19 protein-coding genes and 2 pseudogenes are annotated in these 17,367 nt (G+C 58.7%); 10 read left to right on the forward strand and 11 right to left on the reverse strand.

Translation table 11 applies throughout. The features are described from left to right. Window positions 1-114: 114 nt before the first annotated feature. The 11 genes and pseudogenes from P8O11_RS07560 to P8O11_RS07610 all read right to left on the reverse strand — a co-directional run bounded on the left by P8O11_RS07560 (window position 115) and on the right by P8O11_RS07610 (window position 9,948). The gene (locus P8O11_RS07560) at window positions 115-1,830 is read right to left on the reverse strand and encodes a phage tail protein (RefSeq protein WP_367186854.1); all 1,716 of its coding nucleotides are present in this window, start codon (window positions 1,828-1,830) and stop codon (window positions 115-117) included. Further along, window positions 1,745-2,854: pseudogene (locus tag P8O11_RS07565) on the reverse strand (DNA-packaging protein); the annotation flags it as partial. The pseudogene P8O11_RS07565 and the gene P8O11_RS07560, both read right to left, overlap by 86 nt. A 10-nt stretch (window positions 2,855-2,864) precedes the next feature. Then, entirely contained in the window at window positions 2,865-3,233 is a 369-nt protein-coding gene (locus tag P8O11_RS07570) for a hypothetical protein (RefSeq protein WP_300293297.1), read from the reverse strand. Window positions 3,234-3,408: 175 nt separating this feature from the next. Continuing rightward, window positions 3,409-4,074, reverse strand: a complete 666-nt coding sequence (locus tag P8O11_RS07575) for an alpha/beta fold hydrolase (protein ID WP_300293299.1) — start codon at window positions 4,072-4,074, stop codon at window positions 3,409-3,411. Beyond that, window positions 4,071-4,700 (reverse strand): DNA-3-methyladenine glycosylase 2 family protein, encoded by a 630-nt coding sequence (locus tag P8O11_RS07580; RefSeq protein WP_300293301.1) that lies wholly within the window; start codon window positions 4,698-4,700, stop codon window positions 4,071-4,073. The genes P8O11_RS07575 and P8O11_RS07580 overlap by 4 nt, the downstream gene beginning before the upstream one ends. Beyond that, entirely contained in the window at window positions 4,693-5,433 is a 741-nt protein-coding gene (locus tag P8O11_RS07585; protein ID WP_300293303.1) for a precorrin-6A/cobalt-precorrin-6A reductase, read from the reverse strand. Before P8O11_RS07585 ends, P8O11_RS07580 begins: the two co-directional genes overlap by 8 nt. Then, window positions 5,430-6,515 carry an ABC transporter ATP-binding protein gene (locus P8O11_RS07590; RefSeq protein ID WP_300293305.1) on the reverse strand — a complete coding sequence of 362 codons (1,086 nt, stop codon included), beginning with the start codon at window positions 6,513-6,515 and terminating at the stop codon, window positions 5,430-5,432. The genes P8O11_RS07585 and P8O11_RS07590 overlap by 4 nt, the downstream gene beginning before the upstream one ends. 272 nt (window positions 6,516-6,787) lie before the next feature. Beyond that, a complete protein-coding gene (locus tag P8O11_RS07595) occupies window positions 6,788-7,831 on the reverse strand; it encodes a methyltransferase domain-containing protein (RefSeq protein ID WP_300293307.1) in 1,044 nt (347 codons plus the stop codon). Between the two features lie 84 nt (window positions 7,832-7,915). Next, on the reverse strand, window positions 7,916-8,176 hold the full coding sequence (locus P8O11_RS07600; protein ID WP_089890209.1) for a DUF2842 domain-containing protein: 261 nt from the start codon (window positions 8,174-8,176) through the stop codon (window positions 7,916-7,918). 5 nt (window positions 8,177-8,181) lie between these two features. Beyond that, entirely contained in the window at window positions 8,182-9,477 is a 1,296-nt protein-coding gene (locus P8O11_RS07605) for an adenylosuccinate synthase (protein ID WP_089890206.1), read from the reverse strand. 120 nt (window positions 9,478-9,597) lie between these two features. Further along, window positions 9,598-9,948 (reverse strand): DUF6614 family protein, encoded by a 351-nt coding sequence (locus P8O11_RS07610; RefSeq protein WP_300293312.1) that lies wholly within the window; start codon window positions 9,946-9,948, stop codon window positions 9,598-9,600. Between the two features lie 146 nt (window positions 9,949-10,094). Between P8O11_RS07610 and P8O11_RS07615 the strand changes: the two genes are divergently transcribed. From P8O11_RS07615 to P8O11_RS07660, 10 genes and pseudogenes are all read left to right on the forward strand, one after another. After that, window positions 10,095-10,490, forward strand: a complete 396-nt coding sequence (locus tag P8O11_RS07615) for a DUF6524 family protein (RefSeq protein ID WP_300293314.1) — start codon at window positions 10,095-10,097, stop codon at window positions 10,488-10,490. Window positions 10,491-10,755: 265 nt separating this feature from the next. Further along, on the forward strand, window positions 10,756-11,109 hold the full coding sequence (gene secG, locus P8O11_RS07620) for a preprotein translocase subunit SecG (protein WP_089890203.1): 354 nt from the start codon (window positions 10,756-10,758) through the stop codon (window positions 11,107-11,109). 167 nt (window positions 11,110-11,276) lie between these two features. Further along, window positions 11,277-12,920, forward strand: coding sequence for a CTP synthase (locus P8O11_RS07625; protein WP_300293317.1), 1,644 nt, complete (start codon window positions 11,277-11,279; stop codon window positions 12,918-12,920). Window positions 12,921-12,989: 69 nt separating this feature from the next. Next, window positions 12,990-13,283, forward strand: a complete 294-nt coding sequence (locus P8O11_RS07630; protein WP_300293319.1) for a DUF1330 domain-containing protein — start codon at window positions 12,990-12,992, stop codon at window positions 13,281-13,283. A 1-nt stretch (window position 13,284) separates the two neighbouring features. Beyond that, window positions 13,285-13,731, forward strand: coding sequence for a TerB family tellurite resistance protein (locus tag P8O11_RS07635; RefSeq protein WP_300293321.1), 447 nt, complete (start codon window positions 13,285-13,287; stop codon window positions 13,729-13,731). Then, entirely contained in the window at window positions 13,728-14,165 is a 438-nt protein-coding gene (locus tag P8O11_RS07640; RefSeq protein WP_300293323.1) for a TerB family tellurite resistance protein, read from the forward strand. The genes P8O11_RS07635 and P8O11_RS07640 overlap by 4 nt, the downstream gene beginning before the upstream one ends. Then, on the forward strand, window positions 14,162-14,902 hold the full coding sequence (locus P8O11_RS07645; RefSeq protein WP_300293326.1) for a PhnD/SsuA/transferrin family substrate-binding protein: 741 nt from the start codon (window positions 14,162-14,164) through the stop codon (window positions 14,900-14,902). Before P8O11_RS07640 ends, P8O11_RS07645 begins: the two co-directional genes overlap by 4 nt. A gap of 79 nt (window positions 14,903-14,981) precedes the next feature. Further along, window positions 14,982-16,295 carry a glutamine synthetase family protein gene (locus tag P8O11_RS07650; RefSeq protein WP_300293327.1) on the forward strand — a complete coding sequence of 438 codons (1,314 nt, stop codon included), beginning with the start codon at window positions 14,982-14,984 and terminating at the stop codon, window positions 16,293-16,295. Window positions 16,296-16,354: 59 nt separating this feature from the next. After that, window positions 16,355-17,044, forward strand: coding sequence for a type 1 glutamine amidotransferase (locus P8O11_RS07655; protein ID WP_300293329.1), 690 nt, complete (start codon window positions 16,355-16,357; stop codon window positions 17,042-17,044). Further along, window positions 17,041-17,367, forward strand: a pseudogene (locus P8O11_RS07660) (glutamine synthetase); the annotation flags it as partial. The gene P8O11_RS07655 and the pseudogene P8O11_RS07660, both read left to right, overlap by 4 nt.

Genomic DNA, 17,367 nt, shown 5'->3' on the forward strand with positions numbered 1-17,367 from the left:
AGCGCCAACCGTACGAGAGTGACAAACCCAAATCACTGTAACACCAATGTGCAGAAACGCACAGAAGCGGCCAAGGTTGCCCCCAACCGCTTCCAAGACATCTAACACCCCTCTTCAGAGGCTTGTATCGACATGTGCGAAAGCACCCACACCATAAACGGCGGATAGTTGCGCAACAGAAAGTTGAAAACCGCCCCCAGCGCCATCCGCCGCCGCCTCGGCCGCTGTGTAGCTCCAAGTCGGGCCTGTCACGACACTCTCGCGCACCACCTGCGCTCCATGGCTCACACGAACGAGATAGCGTTCGCTTTCCTCTCCAAGCGGGACATCAAAGGCCTCCCAGCTATCCCCACCAACGCGTGTGCGTCTGATCCAGCTGGCAACATGTCCAGCGCTGTTTGAAGCCACGCGCAAATGACAGGGGCTAAGCGGCCTGAGGCCGACTCCGTCAAACGCCTGCGACACGCCAGTATAGGACGCATCATCAGAGGCTCGGCTCGCGGGGCCCACACGATAGAACCGCTCAAGCCCGCGTTCTGAGGCCTGCAAATCCACTTGCTTGGGTCGCCCGTCGAGCAAGACAAAGTAACTCCCCGCAGGCCACTCACTCGGCTGCCACGCATCGCTGCCAAGCTGCCCGCGCAACAGCCGTGTAAGCGCATAAGTTTTATCAGCCACCAGCTCAGCGTTTTGAAACTGCACCAGCTCCCAGTTTTCGGGGCTACCATCTCCGATCGCGGCCAAATTTGCCCCGTTCAGCATTGCCAACTCGGTCACCGAGGCCAAACTTCCGGATGTAAGCCGCACATTGACGCGTGATCCTCGGTCATACAGCCCCGAGCAAGCGGCCCCGAGTGGTGTTTCCAGCACACCCAGAGTGCTACGTGCAACAATCAGCCGGTCAAACTGATAACTGTCCCCGTCGCTTGATGTGTATAGCGCCGCCGAGCCGGGCCAAGGCTCTGCGGTCACCGCAAGATACAGTGCGTGAGGCACTTCATCGCCGGGCATGAGCGGCAAATCAAGAAACAGCGGAAAGACAGGTAGAGCTGGCATAAATCCAGACATCAAGGGCGCATCTTCCGCCAAATCTACAGGGTTATATGTCTCAGACTCGATCCGGACCGCCTCGATCATTTGCTCCTTCCCGATTTCGACACGATCGACTCGCAGAAGCTGTTCAACACCGTCAAACTGCAAGCGCAAGACATCGCCCGCCGCGACATCAAGCTTGGACGGTGGCAGCGCAAAGCGCAGAGTGTCTCGGGCTACTCTTGCCTCGGAGAGCCAACGCTCAACAATCTGGCGCCCAGCGCCACGCCGCATCACAAGCGGCAGCTCCGAAACCGCCACAGCCTGCGAGGCCTCATCTGGCAAGACCGCCTCCTCAGCAACTGTTTCAAAATCAGCACCGCTCTGGATAAAGCGCAAACGCACACGGCCCATCAACTCCGCATCCGAAGCGCGCAGCCGCTCTACATCGGCGTCCAGTTCCTCGCTCAGCGCCACAGCGCTGACCTCCAGAGCATGGTCTTGTCGCCCGTCGCGCATCAGAAAAACAAGTTTTCCATCCCGTTCAACAGCGTCAAAGCCGTAGGCCAGCATAAGCGGCTGCAAAGAAGCCCGTGCCTCCTCGACCTGCCCCACGGCATAGCCCTCTACCATGCCCTTGAGATCACTCACATCATAGGCTGTCAGTCCTGCACGTTCGCACAGCTCGGACACAACAGAAGCGAGGCTGCGCGCCGAGGCCCGTGAAGTGATGCACCCGCCCTTGCTCATAGAGCGCGGCAATCGGCTCTGCGCGGGCTGCCTTGCCTTTAGAGGCATGCACTTTTTTCAATGAAATCAGGGGGTCGACCTGTCGGATCACCTGTTAAACCAAGTCCCCCCCCTGATTCACCTCAGCCACCATGCGCTCCGCGTTCCAGCGGTGCATCGCTGAGACAGCCGCCTCAGCCCAAGCCATCGGGCTTGCCCCCTGCACAGTCACATCCTCCAGAATATAGGTGAGCCAGTCCTGCAGAGGGCCCTGCGCCACCACACCCGCCACAACAATTCCACAGGCGTCCGAGCGCTCCGTTCCGCTGACGGGCGGGTCCACCGCCACCACGATACGGCTCATCTCAGGCAGCTCGCGTACGCGCGCAGCCTCAAGCGCCGCAGGCGTCCAAAGAGCGCCCTCTGCCTCCTCGATCAAGACCCCATCAAGCTCTTGTCGCCCCAGCCGCGTTCCTGCATATCTTGCTTGAACTGCGGCCAAGAAACCACTGGCAAGATTGGCTTTATTAGCTTCGGTCTCGGCATGCGTTGTAACACTTCCCTCCGCCTCCAGAAGGTCTTTCAGAAGCCCGATGTTGCGCGGGGTCGTGGTGATACAGACCCGTGGATCCTCCCCCAAACGCAGACCAAACTGGAGCATATCCCAGGTCTCGCGCGCCTTTTTCCACTTCGCCAGCTCATCCACCCACGCACCGTCAAATTGGGGTCCACGTAAGGCCTCTGGCTCATGCGCGGAAAAAACCTGCGCCACCGCCCCGTTTGGCCACAGAAGCCGCCCACGGCTGGCTTGCCATTCTGGCCTGCGGTCTGGCGGTGAGCACGCCAAAATCCCGCTCTCGCCAAAAATCATAACTTCGCGCACCTGCGCCACTGTCTCCCCCACAAGTGCGATCCGCGCACAGCGTCCCGCGTCGCGCGGCCCTGCCCCTTCGACACAGCTGCGCACCCATTCTGCGCCAGCGCGCGTCTTGCCAGCGCCGCGCCCGCCCATGATGATCCAATTGCGCCAGCGTCCCTCTGGCGTGATCTGATGGGGCAACGCCCAGAACTCAAAGAGATAGGGCAGCGCCAGAAGCTCAGCCTCATTCAGACTGCTCAGAAACGCGCTCTGCACTTGTAGCGGCTCGGAGGCGATCCAGCTTGCCACCGATGCTAGCCCGCGCAGCGTCAAGGTCGAGGGCGTGCTCGAAACTGCCGCTTCGCTGGGGGCTTTGGAATTGCTTTTCATAGGTTTCCTCCATTTCAATCGCGATCCCGACCCATTGCGCAATGTCGCTCAGCAGCGAACATACCTTGCGCCCGTCCTGCGCCTCAGGCTCCGCCATCAGCTGGCTCCGCAGGGTCGTTAAGTCGAGTTTCAGCCGTGTGATTTCCTGAACAAGCGCTGTGATAGAGCTGCGCAAATGCAGCACGTCAGCAGCCGTGGTGACCTCAGGGGGGTGTATGCTCATATGATATTTGCCTCATGTCGCTCAGCCCTCCGCCTGACGCGCGGCCCATGCATCCCGCACGGCCCAACACGCCAGCTCCCGAAAGCTAGCGAGACAAATCAAACCCGTAAACAAAGAGACCCGAGCGGCGAACGCTCGGGTTAATTTGGGCTTAATATGATTTAAGATCAGAAACTTAAAAGCCAGCCTTATCACGCAGGAAGGCAAGCGTCACAGTCAGTCCGTCCTGCGCAATCCCGTGCCCCATACCCTGCATGATATGCGCATAGACCTCTTTGAAACCCGCGTTTTGCAGTGCCTCTGCCGCTTCAGGCAGGCTCTGGGGCGGCACAACATCGTCCTGATCGCCATGAATCAGCAGGATCGGCGGCTTGCTTGCAAGCTCGTCTTCAAGCGTCTCAGGGGCAAGCAAGCGCCCTGAAAACGCCACCACTCCAGCGAGCTCATCCTCGCGGCGCGGTGCGACATGCAGCGCCATCATCGTGCCCTGGCTAAAGCCAACCAAAGCCATCTGCTCGGGCAGCAGATCTTCATCGACAAGAATACCGTCCAGAAACGCATTCAGATCATCCGCAGAAGCGCGCATTCCGCGCTCTGATTCTTCCTCCGAGGAGCCATCGATCCAAGGGATCGGAAACCATTGAAAGCCCATCGGGGCTCCGGCACAGGCCTCTGGGGCATCAGGAGCAATGAAAAGCGTGTCAGGCAAATGCTCTCCCAAAGGGTCAGCAAGCCCCATAAGGTCAGCCCCGTTCGCGCCGTAGCCGTGTAAAAACACCACAACAGAACGGGTCTCCCCTGAAACTGGTTCTCTTCGGCCGGCTTGCAATGCGCGTGTCATCGGATTCCCTCTCGGTCTTTGATGTCTTTGTAATAGGCCCAGAGCAAGCGCGCCGCAACCGCCCTCCAAGGCGCCCATTGTGCGGCCATCGCGCGCATCTCCCGCTCCTTCGGCCGTGTCTCTAGTCCATAAAGCACGCGTGCGGCCTCCTGCAGCGCAAGATCGCCACTGGCAAAAACATCTGCGCGCCCAAGGCTGAACATCGCATAGATTTCTGCCGTCCAAGCCCCAATGCCCTTCACAGCAACCAACGTCTTGATCACATCCTCTCTCGGTGCCGCTCGCAAAGCCTCATAATCAATCCGCGCCTGCGCGAGCGCCTTGGCATAAGCGGCCTTCTGGCGGCTCAGTCCAAGGGCGCGCAAATCCTCTTCGCTCATGCGCTCAACCGTTTCTGGCGCATCACAGCCCACCGCAACCAAGCGCGCCCAGATTGCGCCCGCGCTGGCCACGCTCACCTGCTGGCTCACAATCGCGCTCAAAAGCTCGCCAAAGCCTTCAGGCTTGAGCCTGAGCGGCAGCGCCCCCGTCAGCGCATAAGCCTCAGCCATGCGCGCATCTTTTGCGGCAAGCCACTCCGCGCCCTCTGCCACACAGGCAGCCCCAAGGATCACCCGCTCATCCATGCGCCCGCGCCCAGTCCAAAGCCTCTTCAACTGTCGCCAATAGCGTGACACCCTCAGGCGGCGCTGGCCGCGCAATCATCCCCACCTTCAGCCCAAGGTTACGAGCCGCGTGCAACTTGGGCCGCGCGCCCTCCCCACCTGCGTTCTTGACCACAAGCCAATCGACCCCAAGCTGCCGGAAAAGCGCTTCTTCCTCAGCAACGCTAAACGGCGCAACACTGGCCAGATAGCGCCCGCAAGCAAAAGGAAAGGGCTCAGGCGCCACCTCAGCAATCCGCCGCGCAATTACCTCACAGTTACGCAGATTTGCAAAGCCCGCGAGCCCCCGCCGCCCCGTCGCAACAAAAACAGTCGATCCCGCAGGGATATGTGCGGCCGCCTCCGCTTCATTCTCAAGCGCCACCCAGTCGTCTCCCGCCTCAGGCTGCCACGCGGGCCGCCACAAAAGCGCATAGGGCAGCCCCCGCGCCGCACAGCGCGCGGCGGTGCGTGCGCTGATCTCTTCTGCAAAGGGATGGGTCACATCCAGAACCGCAGCAATCTCTTGTTCATCCAGATAGCGCTCAAACCCTGCTGCGCCACCAAAGCCGCCGTGGCGTGTGGGCAGCGCCAGATCGCTCAAAAACCGCCCCGAGCCTTCCAGAGATGCGACCGCCTCAGCGCCCATCTCTGCGAGCCCTTGAGCCACAGCTCGGGCTTCACCTGCCCCCGCCAAAAGCAGGAGCCTCTTCATGCCACCTTCGGAAAAACAAAGCAGCGATCACGGCGGATCGACAGCCAGAGCGCTTTGCCCACCGAGGGCAAAAACACATTCGGAACCGTCACGCGCAGCTTGGATCCGTCGTGATCCATACGAAATTCGACGAGGCTCTCATTGCCCATAAAGCGTGCGCGCTCCACAACGCCCCGCGCCGCAGCGCCGTCGCTCGGCGTCGGATCAGGGCCGCGCCCATCACGGTCAAAATCAATCTTGAAGTGCTGCGGACGAATGACAATCTCCACAGCCTGCCCGTCCGGAACGCCTGGCGCGAGAAACTGCCCAAAAGGCGTATCCGTTAGCGCCCCGCGCACGACGCCGTCGATCACGTTGATATCACTGAAAAATCCTACAGCTTCCTTATCACGCGGCGCATTGTAAATATTGTAAGGGGCACCGCGTTGCACAATCTTGCCCGCGCGCATCAAAGCGATCTCGTCGGCCATGCGCATCGCCTCATCAGGCTCATGCGTCACAAGCAAAACGCCGGTGTCCTCTTGTTTAAGCACATCCAGCGTCTCATCGCGGATTTCGTCGCGCAGGCGGTTATCAAGGCCGGAAAACGGCTCATCCATCAGCATGAGCCGTGGCCGTGGCGCCAGCGCCCGCGCCAAAGCAACGCGCTGCTGCTCCCCGCCTGAAAGCTCGTGAGGATAACTCTCCTCAAAGCGCGCAAGCCCGACCCGTCCCAAAAGCTCACGCACCCGCGCCGCCTTCTCACTTCGTGAACCACTGAGGCCAAAGGCCACATTCTCCGCCACGCTCAAATGCGGAAACAGCGCAAAATCCTGAAACATAAGCCCCGTGTTGCGCCGCTCAGGCGGAATACGAAACACCGTGTCGCAGATCAGCTCTCCATCAACATAAATCTGCCCGCTGTCCTGCATATCCACCCCTGCAATCATGCGCAGCGTGGTCGATTTACCGCAGCCAGACGGCCCCAACAGACAGGTCACCTGCCCCGGTTCAATCGTGAGCGACACATCATCCACAACGACGCGCCCCTCAAAAGAGCGCTTGAGATTGCGAATATCGAGCCTCGGGGGGAGCTTTGTCACAGGGCGCCTCTTGCAGTATCCGACAGGTTTCATCGGGTTTAAAAACCCTTAGCAGCCACATCACAGCCCCGCAAGCGGATCAGAGGCGATGGCCCAAGAGATCAACCCCGTCTTTTTCTTTCCAAAAATATCCATTCCGCCCTCCCAGCACGCACAACGCCAGCGCTCGGCCGCCCGGCTGGGCATAGAAGGCAAAAGGGGCGTGCCAGACCGCAGGTCTGGCACGCCCCCCTTGGCGATGCCGCAGGCAGCGCAATCCCTGAGGTCTCAATCTAACAACAGCTCAACGCTCCGCCCGTTGCCGCATCTCGTTCAAAAGGGCTTTCGCCTCCGCAGCCTTCAAAAATGCCATAGTGCTTTGAAAAATCGCCGATAAACTCAAAGTGCTCGGCGTGGCGCGTCTCCGCCAGCATCTTCCATGTATTGCCACAAACCGCAAAGACCTTCCCCGCCTCCATGTAGTGGTGATCATCAAGTTGAAACCCGTGCGGCGCCGTCTCGATCGTGCCCTTGTAAATCACCGCCTGCCCATAATCCTCGCAAGCGGGCTCCAGCCCCTCGAGTTTAAACAGCCGGTAGGTCGAAGAGTTAAACCGCAACGGCGCAACCCGCGCCTCCAAGGCAAGATTCTCAATCGTCAGCTCGCGCTGTGTCACGAGCCGCGGATCGTCAAAGCCTGCCCGCTTGGCAAAGCTCAAAAAGTCGTTCCAATAAAGCGCCCCCGACAGGCACTCCCCGTACAATACTTCATCCGCAGCCATCGCAGCAGGCACACGGCGGTCGGCATAAACATCGGAAAAATACATCTCGCCCCCTGCCTTCAAAAGCCCGTAAGCCCCGCGCAAAACGGCTTCCTTATCGGTCGCCAGATTGATCACACAGTTGGACACGATCACATCAAAACTCCCTGCCTCAACAGGCAGCTGATCGAGTTTTTCGATGAAACCCTTGTGAAAGCTGGTGTTTTGATAGCCGAATTGCTCCGCATGCCAGCCTTTATGGGCGCGGGCAACGTCAAGCTGCTCATCAGTCATATCAACACCCGTCACATGCCCCTCAGGCCCGACAAGCTGCGCCAGCGCATAGACATCGCGCCCCGCGCCACAGCCCAGATCAAGCACCCGCGCGCCCTTGAGCACATGGGGCATCACGAGCCCACAGCCATAGTAGCGCATCAAGACTTCGTCATGCACCTTGGAGAGCACCCGCTTTACATAGTCAGGCATGTCCTCAGGGCTACAGCAGGCGTTGGTCTGCAAGTCCGCACTGCTCTGCAGCACTTTTCCATAATAATTCTGAACAGATTCGTGCTGCATAGTCTCTCTCCTTCAAGCATTTGCCTGACAGGTAAAGAGAAACGGCAGGCCAAGCAACACAGCCCGCCCTGCCTCACAAAGAGGTTACACCTCGTCATCCCATTTGATCGGAGCGGCGTCAGGATCAGGCTTGCCAATCCCTTTGAAGAGGCCCTTGAACGGAAAGATCCACGCCAGCCCAAGGCCCACATAGACAATCAGCTCGACAAGGAGAGGCAGCCGCCCGAACACGCCTTCCAGCCAGCCAACCGCGCTCACAGCAGCCACAATATAAAGCGGCATCCCGACCAGCAGCACCAGCAAAACAAGCCAGCGCCGCATCTTGAAGCTCAGATTGTCAAACATCCGCCTCAGTCCTGAAACGGGTCAGTGACAAGGATCGTATCTTCGCGCTCTGGGCTCGTGCTGACCATCGCCACAGGGCAGTCGATCAGCTCTTCCACACGGCGGACATATTTGATCGCCTCCGCAGGCAGATCTGCCCAAGAGCGCGCGCCTTCTGTGCTTTCAGACCAGCCCTTCATTTCCTCATAGATCGGTGTGCAGCGCGCCTGCGCGTCTGCCGCAGATGGCAGATAATCAAGGCGTTCACCGTCCAGATCATAGCCCACACAGATTTTCAGCGTCTCAAACCCGTCCAAAACATCGAGCTTGGTGAGCGCAATCCCGTTCACACCGCTCGTCGCGCACGTCTGGCGCAGCAGAGCCGCGTCAAACCAGCCACAGCGCCGCTTGCGCCCCGTTGTTGTGCCAAATTCGTGGCCACGCGTGCCAAGACGCTCGCCGTCCGCGTCCTCAAGCTCTGTGGGGAAAGGCCCCTCGCCCACGCGTGTGGTATAAGCCTTTACAATTCCAAGCACAAAATCAATCGAGCCAGGCCCGATGCCAACGCCCGTCGCCGCTTGGCCCGCGATCACATTGGAGCTTGTCACAAACGGATATGTGCCAAAATCAATATCCAAAAGCGCGCCCTGCGCCCCTTCAAACAAGATCCGCTTGCCAGCTTTGCGCTTCTCGCTCAGCACTTTCCAGACAGGGGCCGCATAGGGCAGAAGCTGTCCTGCAATATCTTGCAGCGCCTTGATCAGCGCCTCCCGATCGACAGGCTCGATACCAAGGCCTTTGCGCAGCGGGTCATGGTGCTGAAGCGCGCGGTCAACACGCGCAATCAGCGTGGCCTCATCCGCAAGATCGGCCACACGGATCGCGCGACGGCCGACTTTATCTTCATAGCATGGGCCAATGCCCCGCCCCGTCGTCCCGATCTTTGTGCCTTTGCTCGCGGCTTCCTCGCGGGCGCGGTCAAGTTCCCCGTGAATCGGCAGGATCAGCGGTGTGTTTTCCGCAATCATCAGTGTCTCTGGGCTGATCTCAACGCCCTGTGCGCGCACAGTCTCGATCTCATTCATCAGATGCCAAGGGTCCAGCACGACACCGTTGCCGATCACGCTCAGCTTACCGCCGCGTACCACACCCGAAGGCAGCGCATGCAGCTTGTAAACTTTGCCATCAATAACAAGCGTATGGCCCGCATTGTGCCCGCCCTGAAAGCGCGCAATCACATCCGCGCGCTCTGAAAGCCAGTCCACAATCTTGCCTTTGCCCTCGTCGCCCCATTGTGCGCCGACAACCACTACATTTGCCATACTGGCCCCCTCAGATTCTGTGTTGAGTTCTCTGTCAAACCCGCGCTCGTATATCGCGCTGCTTCAAGGGGCGAAACACCTAATTCACGAAAACCCGTTCAGGGGCTTGCCAGCAAAACCTCAGATCAGCGCCATGCGTTCTGCGCGCTCGGGGTCTGAAAACGGGCGATAGAGCCCGATGTCGCACTCCCCCACCATCTGATGCATGGTGGTATAGAGCTGCTCGATCTCCTCGTCGGCTTGCTCCGCATAGCGAAACGCCTGATCAAGCTGGGTCATATCCCTGACTTCGATCTCAAGCAGAAAATCTCGTGACTGCGGTGCCCCGAAGCCAAGCTTGCGGCGGCACAAGCGCCAACCCAGAATAACTTTCTGGCTGAGCAAATGCTCCATCCAAGCCTCAACAGCCACAGCAAAGACAAGCGCCTTCGCATTGTCACGCAGGTCAATCTCGCAGTGATAAATATTCATGATCATTCCCTGACAGTTCTCAGCGCATCCTGTCATGCAAAGCCTACCAAAGCCTTAATTGCTCCAAGCCCCCCTCACGCAAACAAGGCGCGCTTTACAGAGCCTGCTCGAAGGTGGCAAAATCTAAAAAAAACGAGGGCATTTTTATGGGTTACATTTTACGCGTCTTGGCCGCCTTTGGCCTATTGAGCCTGACTTGCAATCCAACCCAGTATAATTTTGCCCGCTGGGCCGAGGCCAATTGGAGCGCTCAAATGCCTCTGGCCGTACTTTTCGGGCTTCTGCTCCTTGTCGGCTACATTATCTACCTAAGAGCCACGCTGCGCTCGATCGGCCTCTTTGGTATGTGTCTGGTCCTCGCGCTGGTCGCCGCCCTGCTCTGGGTCGCGTCCGACTACGGCTGGCTCAGTTTTGACAACCCGACTCTCAACATCTGGCTCGCCATCACAGCGCTTTCTGTTGTGCTCGGGATCGGCCTCAGCTGGAGCCATGTGCGCCGCGCGCTCTCGGGACAGGCCGATATGGATGATGTTGACGAATAATGAATCTCCCCCCGACAGCGCACGCTGGATTGATTAATTTTTCCTGACAAAAGCCCCCATTTGGCCAGTGCACGGGTTGTGCACGCATTGTGCACGCTTTTCACCCCCCCCAGACTCGCCGTCCAAGACGCGGATTAACCGAGCCAAACGCTGGCTTAAGCCCGCATTCATCTGTCTCAGGGCCAGACAGTCCAGAACACGGGTTGCGCGCCTTGGGGCTTTCCCCTAAAACCCGCCCAGACCAGTCTCAGGCATCGGGCATTTCATGGAAAACGTCGTTCTTATCGTCCATCTCATTTTGGCTTTGGCCCTCATCGGTGTTGTGCTTATGCAGCGCTCCGAAGGCGGCGGCCTTGGCATGGGCGGCGGCGGTGGCGGCGTGTCAGGGCGCGCAGCTGCGACAGCCCTTGGCAAAGTCACATGGATCCTTGCGATTGCCTTTATTTGTACCTCTATTTCGCTGACAATCATCGCGGCGCAAAAATCTGCTGGTGGCTCCGTCATTGACCGCCTCAGCGATGTGACCGCGCCCGAAGCCGTGGAAGAACAGAGCACAACAGATACGCTCTTGCCCCCCGCAGAAGGCGACGATGCACCGCTCGTTCCATCAGCCGACTAACCACTACACATTGACCCTGCGTTAAAAAGCGCAACATTATGTTGCGTCTCCATTGCCAAGCGGGGCCGAATCTACTATAGCTCAAATCCCGTGATGATGCGGTCTTTTCAGACCGTTTCTGAGCATTTTTGAGCGTCCTTCGCACTGCATTCACGGGAGTTACACACATGGCACGTTACATTTTCATTACGGGTGGTGTTGTTTCCTCGTTGGGCAAGGGCCTCGCCTCTGCGGCCCTCGGAGCGCTCCTGCAAGCCCGCGGATTTTCGGTGCGCCTGCGCAAGCTCGATCCATACCTCAATGTTGATCCGGGAACCATGTCACCCTTTGAGCATGGCGAAGTCTTCGTCACGGACGATGGTGCCGAAACCGATCTTGATCTTGGCCACTACGAACGCTTCACAGGCGTTGCCGCGCGCAAGACTGACTCGGTCAGCTCAGGGCGCGTTTATTCCAACGTGCTCGAAAAAGAGCGCCGCGGTGATTATCTGGGCAAAACCATTCAGGTCATTCCTCATGTCACCAATGAAATCAAAGACTTCATCGAAATCGGCGATGATGAAGTCGACTTCATGCTCTGCGAAATCGGCGGCACAGTGGGCGATATCGAAGGCCTGCCATTCTTCGAGGCGATTCGTCAGTTTTCCCAAGAGCGTCCGCGCGGTCAGTGCATTTTCATGCACTTAACCCTTTTGCCCTATCTTGCAGCATCTGGTGAGCTGAAAACCAAACCAACCCAACACTCCGTCAAAGAGCTGCGCTCCATTGGCCTTCAGCCAGATGTGCTTGTCTGCCGCTCCGAGCAGATCATCCCCGAGAAAGAGCGCGCCAAAATCGCCCTCTTCTGCAACGTGCGCCCCGAGGCGGTCATCCCTGCCTATGACTTGAAGTCAATCTATGAGGCCCCGCTGGCCTATCACCAAGCTGGCCTTGACCAAGCTGTTCTGGACGCCTTCCAGATCAGCCCTGCGCCCAAGCCAGAGCTCAAAGTCTGGGAAGATGTGAAAGAGCGCATCAGCAACATAGACGGCGAAGTGAACGTGGCAATAGTGGGCAAATACACCCAGCTTGAAGACGCCTATAAATCGATCAAAGAAGCCCTTATGCACGGCGGCATGGCCAACCGTGTCAAAGTCAATGTCGACTGGGTCGATGCCGAAGTCTTTGATAAAGGCGACGCCGCCCCCCACCTTGAAGGCTATCACGCAATCCTCGTGCCTGGCGGCTTCGGCGAGCGTGGCACAGAAGGCAAAATCAAGGCCGCCCAGTTCGCCCGCGAGCGCAAAGTGCCCTATCTCGGGATCTGTCTCGGGATGCAAATGGCCGTTATCGAGGCCGCTCGCAACGTGGCCAAAATCAAGGATGCAGGCTCTGAGGAGTTTGACCATGAAGCAGGCAAAAAGCGTTTTGAGCCAGTGGTTTACCACCTCAAAGAATGGGTTCAGGGCAACTATACCGTAACCCGAAAAGAAACTGACGACAAAGGCGGAACCATGCGTCTTGGCGCCTATGACGCCACACTCGCCGAAGGCTCCAAGGTTGCCGAAGTCTACGGCACAACCGCTATCGAAGAGCGTCACCGCCACCGCTACGAAGTCGATGTGAAATACCGTGAACAGCTCGAAGCTTGCGGGCTGACCTTCTCAGGCATGTCCCCCGATGGTCGCCTCCCCGAGATTGTGGAGTGGAAAGACCACCCCTGGTTCATCGGCGTGCAGTTCCACCCTGAGCTCAAGTCAAAACCTTTCGCACCGCATCCGCTCTTCGCTGATTTCGTGCGCGCCGCGGTTGAGACATCCCGCCTCGTCTGAGCGATCAAGGCTTGACGCGCGCACGCATCCGCCGCAGCCTGAGCGCTCTGAAAATAGGGGGGGGGGGAAATGGCCAAAGCTTATTGGGTTGCACATGTCGATGTGTCAGATCCGCGGATTTACGAGAAATACAAAGCCGCCAATGCGGCCCCGTTCGCCGAGTTTGGCGCACGCTTTATCGTACGCGGCGGTGACCAAGAAGTGCGCGAAGGCACGGTCCGCTCCCGCACAGTTGTAATCGAGTTTCCAAGCTATGAGGCCGCGGTTGCCTGCTATGACAGCCCCGCCTACCAAGCCGCTTTTGACATCCGCAAAGAGGTCTCCATCGGCGACATGGTGATCGTGAAGGGCTACGAGGGGTAAAATGGAATTTATCGACCGTATTCTCTCCCGCTTTCACAAGTCCGCCCCTGTGAGGGCCCCGCTGCCCGAGCCTGACGCCAATATGGCCCTCGGCGCGCTGATGATCCGTGTGGCAAAGGCTGACAAAAGCTATGCCGTTGAAGAAATTGTAAAAATAGACAAGATCCTCGCCAAACTCTTCGGGATCAACCCTGTCGAAGCCGCCAAAATGCGCGCCCTCTGCGAGAAGCTGGAGGCCAAGGCTCCGCACGAGGGTAAATTCGCCAAACTCATTCACGACAGCCTCGATGAGGACAAACGTCTCAATGCCTTACGCGCGCTACACGCGGTCATGCATGCTGACGGGATAGACCGCCCCGAAGAAGAAACCGTGCTGCAAGAAACAAGCCTCGCACTGGGCTTTGCCATGCTCCCCACAAACCTGTCCGAAGGCTTTGAACAACAATGATAAAGGGTTTCTTTGAGCGCCTCCTCGGCGCAGGCGACAGTACAGCATCAGACGCAGACGCCCGCCTTGCCCTCACAGCGCTTCTGGTGCGCGTGGCCCGCGCCGACTTTAGCTATGACGCCGTAGAGCAGGCCCAGATCGACAAGGTGATTTCGCGCCGCTACGCGCTTTCGTCCGCCGAAACAGAAGCCCTGCGCCGTGAGGCCGAAACGCTTGAGGCCGAGGCCCCAGACACCGTCCGCTTTACCCGTGCCATCAAAGATGCCGTGCCCTATGACGAGCGGATTGCTGTCGTTCAATCGCTCTGGTCCGTTGTCCTCGCAGATGCAACACGCGACGAGCACGAAGATGCGCTCCTGCGCATGGTTGCAAATCTGCTTGGTGTCTCTGATCGCGACAGCAACCTCGCCCGCCAACGCGCATCAGGCGCATGATCGCCTCTCTGCCGATGTATGATCTGCCCGCGCTTCACAGTGCGAACGATCTTTTTTGGCAAGCCATCCGCGCCACGCTCGGCCATGGGCCGGCGGCTCTCACCCGCACAGGCGATCTCTGGGATCACTGGCAATCACCCGATCTTCTGCTCTCCCAGACCTGCGGCTTTCCCTACCGCGCGCGCCTCCACGGACATGTGCAGCTTGTCGCCACGCCTGACTTCGGCCTGCCCGACTGCCCCGCTGGCCACTACAACTCGGTCTTTGTCGCCCGTCGGACTGACAGGATCAGCGCGCTCGAAGACCTTGCAGGCAAGCGCTTTGCCTTTAACGAGCCAATGTCCCAATCGGGCTGGGCTGCGCCCAAAGTACACCTCGACAGTATCGGCCTCGCCCATGGCCCCCTTATCCAGACAGGCGGTCACGCTCTGTCTGCCGCCGCCGTCGCAGAAGGCCGCGCCGATTTTGCAGCCCTTGATGCCCAGACATGGCGGCTTCTCACCCGCCACACTCCGCTTAGAGCGGCGCTCGGCGTCGTCGCCCAGACCGCGCCCACACCAGCCCTGCCCTACATCACAAGCCTGACCCAAGATGCAGAGGCACTCTTCGCCGCGATGAGCACAGCACTCTCCACCCTTGATTCGGCCACACAAGACGCTCTTGGCCTTAAGGCTTTGATCACCCTGCCGAGCCAAGATTACCTCGCAGTCGCCACACCAAAACCGCCTCAACTCTGATCTTTTCATCAAACCCCTTGCGCAACATAGGGGGCTTCTGGCATCGTGCCCAAAGATTTGATCAAATTATGGCGACCCCATGTTACCCGACTTAAGTTCTCTTCGTATCGCGGCCTCCGACCTCAACGGAAGGATGCGCGGCAAGCGCCTGCCCGCCGATTTTATGCGCAAAGTCGAAAACGGCGCCGTCCGTATGCCCCTCTCGGTTCTCAACGTCGATATTTGGGGGGCAGACATCGACAACAACCCACTGGTTTTTGAAACAGGCGACCGTGACGGCTACATGCAGCCCACAGGCCGCGGCGCTGTTCCGATGCCATGGTTGTCTGATGACGCCTATCTCATGCCCGCAACTATGCTCAAAGAAGACCAGACCCCCTTTGAGGGCGACCCGCGCCGCGCGCTTGAACGCGTGCTTGAGCGCTACACCGCCAAAGGCTGGGAGGTCCGCGCCGCCGCGGAAATGGAATTCTATCTTGTCGATGACAGTGGCGAAACGCCCGTGCAGGTCAAGAACCCGCGCACTGGCCGCGCACTGGTCGGCGCCAATATCCTCTCGCTCGCCGAGCTTGACGCCTTCGAACCCTTCTTCAACTCGCTTTATCGCGCCTGCGATATGATGGATATCCCCGCGCAAACAGCGATCTCAGAAGTCGGAACAGGCCAGTTCGAGATTGATATCAATCACCGCGAAGCCATGGAAGCCGCTGACAACGCTTGGCTTTTCAAGACCATGGTCAAAGGCATCGCGCGCCAGCACAATATGGCGGCGACCTTCATGCCAAAGCCCTTCGCAGGCGACGCTGGCACAGGCCTCCATGTGCATTTCTCGGTTGTGGATGCTGACGGCAATAACGTCTTTGATGACGGCTCAGAGGAAGGAAATGATACCCTGCGCCATGCGGTTGCAGGCTGCCTTGAGGCCATGCGCGCCTCGACACTCGTGTTTGCGCCTCACGGCCCAAGCTATGACCGGATCGTACCGGGCGAACACGCTCCTATTTCGGTTTGTTGGGGCTATGAAAACCGCACTGCCGCAATCCGTATCCCCGCAGGCCCGCCCGCTGGGCGGCGCATCGAGCACCGTATCGCTGGCGGAGACACCAACATCTACCTTCACCTCGCCGCTGTGCTTGGGGCCGCCATAGACGGGATCGAGCGCAAGGCGACACCCCCTGCCCCGATCACAGGCAATGCCTATGAAGGCGCGCACCCCGAGCTTGTGACCAATTGGAACGACGCCATTGATCTCTTTGAAAATGATCCACTGATCGCCCAAATCTTCCATCCTCGGTTGATCGAGAACTTGGTGATGACCAAGCGCCAAGAGCTGCGGCTGCTGGCCGATATCCCGCCCGAAGACCATTGGATGACATATCTGGAAACTGTTTAAGCCCCTCTTGCGCGGTTCATCAGGCCGCAATAGTCTGGGTTTGATCAAATAGGTGACACATGAAAATCGGTATTTTGCAAACGGGGCATGCACCCGACGAGCTTCTGGCAACAGAAGGCGATTATGACGCTATGTTCCGCAGCCTTCTCTCAGGGGAAGGCTTCACGTTTGAAACTTTCAATGTCGTTGATGGCGCATTTCCGAGCGGGCCAGAGGCCGCAGATGCGTGGCTCATCACAGGCTCAAAGCACGGCGCTTATGAAGACCACGCCTGGATCCCGCCCCTCGAAGACCTGATCCGCGCGATCAGCGCCACAGCAAAGCCCCTGATCGGCATCTGCTTTGGTCACCAGATCATCGCGCAGGCGCTTGGTGGCAAGGTTGAGAAATTCTCAGGTGGATGGGCCGTAGGTCGTCAAACCTATGATATGGAGGGCAAAAAGCTCGCCGTAAACGCATGGCACCAAGATCAAGTTGTCGCCCTGCCTGCTGACACCAAAGTCCTCGCGGGCAACGCCCATTGTGAAAACGCCGTGCTGATGATCGGTGAAAGCACCCTGACAATCCAGCCACACCCTGAGTTTGGCGCAGGTGTCATCGCGGGGCTGATCGCCCATCGCGGCGGGGCCGTGCCAGCCGAGCTTCTGAACGCGGCAAAAGCCGAACTTGAATACACAACAAACCGCGGCATCTTCCGCGATATGATGGTCGCGCATCTCAAACGCCAGACAGCAGAGGCCACATCATGAACGATGAATGGACAAGCCAACTTCCCGAAGCCGCCCAAGCCTATCTCGAAGGCCGTAAACTTGACGAGGTCGAGTGTATCATCTCCGATCTGCCAGGCATCGCCCGCGGCAAGGCTGTTCCTGCAACAAAATTTATGCGGCAGGAGTATTTCCACCTTCCAGACAGCATCTTTTACCAGACCATCACAGGCGACTGGGGTGAAGCTGCAGGCGACGACGGATTTATCGAGCGCGACATGATCCTGCGCCCTGACATGAGCACAGCAACAGCCGCGCCATGGACAGGAGACTGGACCCTCCAGATCATTCATGACGCCTATGAT

It is taken from the genome of Lentibacter sp., from assembly GCF_029254145.1.
Taxonomy (GTDB): domain Bacteria; phylum Pseudomonadota; class Alphaproteobacteria; order Rhodobacterales; family Rhodobacteraceae; genus Lentibacter.

Coding starts and splice junctions, on each gene's coding strand:
- P8O11_RS07560 (WP_367186854.1), bottom strand. CDS start 1,830: ATGCCTCTAAAGGCAAGGCAGCCCGCGCAGAGCCGATTGCCGCGCTCT.
- P8O11_RS07570 (WP_300293297.1), bottom strand. CDS start 3,233: ATGAGCATACACCCCCCTGAGGTCACCACGGCTGCTGACGTGCTGCAT.
- P8O11_RS07575 (WP_300293299.1), bottom strand. CDS start 4,074: ATGACACGCGCATTGCAAGCCGGCCGAAGAGAACCAGTTTCAGGGGAG.
- P8O11_RS07580 (WP_300293301.1), bottom strand. CDS start 4,700: ATGGATGAGCGGGTGATCCTTGGGGCTGCCTGTGTGGCAGAGGGCGCG.
- P8O11_RS07585 (WP_300293303.1), bottom strand. CDS start 5,433: ATGAAGAGGCTCCTGCTTTTGGCGGGGGCAGGTGAAGCCCGAGCTGTG.
- P8O11_RS07595 (WP_300293307.1), bottom strand. CDS start 7,831: ATGCAGCACGAATCTGTTCAGAATTATTATGGAAAAGTGCTGCAGAGC.
- P8O11_RS07600 (WP_089890209.1), bottom strand. CDS start 8,176: ATGTTTGACAATCTGAGCTTCAAGATGCGGCGCTGGCTTGTTTTGCTG.
- P8O11_RS07605 (WP_089890206.1), bottom strand. CDS start 9,477: ATGGCAAATGTAGTGGTTGTCGGCGCACAATGGGGCGACGAGGGCAAA.
- P8O11_RS07610 (WP_300293312.1), bottom strand. CDS start 9,948: ATGAATATTTATCACTGCGAGATTGACCTGCGTGACAATGCGAAGGCG.
- P8O11_RS07615 (WP_300293314.1), top strand. CDS start 10,095: ATGGGTTACATTTTACGCGTCTTGGCCGCCTTTGGCCTATTGAGCCTG.
- secG (WP_089890203.1), top strand. CDS start 10,756: ATGGAAAACGTCGTTCTTATCGTCCATCTCATTTTGGCTTTGGCCCTC.
- P8O11_RS07625 (WP_300293317.1), top strand. CDS start 11,277: ATGGCACGTTACATTTTCATTACGGGTGGTGTTGTTTCCTCGTTGGGC.
- P8O11_RS07630 (WP_300293319.1), top strand. CDS start 12,990: ATGGCCAAAGCTTATTGGGTTGCACATGTCGATGTGTCAGATCCGCGG.
- P8O11_RS07635 (WP_300293321.1), top strand. CDS start 13,285: ATGGAATTTATCGACCGTATTCTCTCCCGCTTTCACAAGTCCGCCCCT.
- P8O11_RS07640 (WP_300293323.1), top strand. CDS start 13,728: ATGATAAAGGGTTTCTTTGAGCGCCTCCTCGGCGCAGGCGACAGTACA.
- P8O11_RS07645 (WP_300293326.1), top strand. CDS start 14,162: ATGATCGCCTCTCTGCCGATGTATGATCTGCCCGCGCTTCACAGTGCG.
- P8O11_RS07650 (WP_300293327.1), top strand. CDS start 14,982: ATGTTACCCGACTTAAGTTCTCTTCGTATCGCGGCCTCCGACCTCAAC.
- P8O11_RS07655 (WP_300293329.1), top strand. CDS start 16,355: ATGAAAATCGGTATTTTGCAAACGGGGCATGCACCCGACGAGCTTCTG.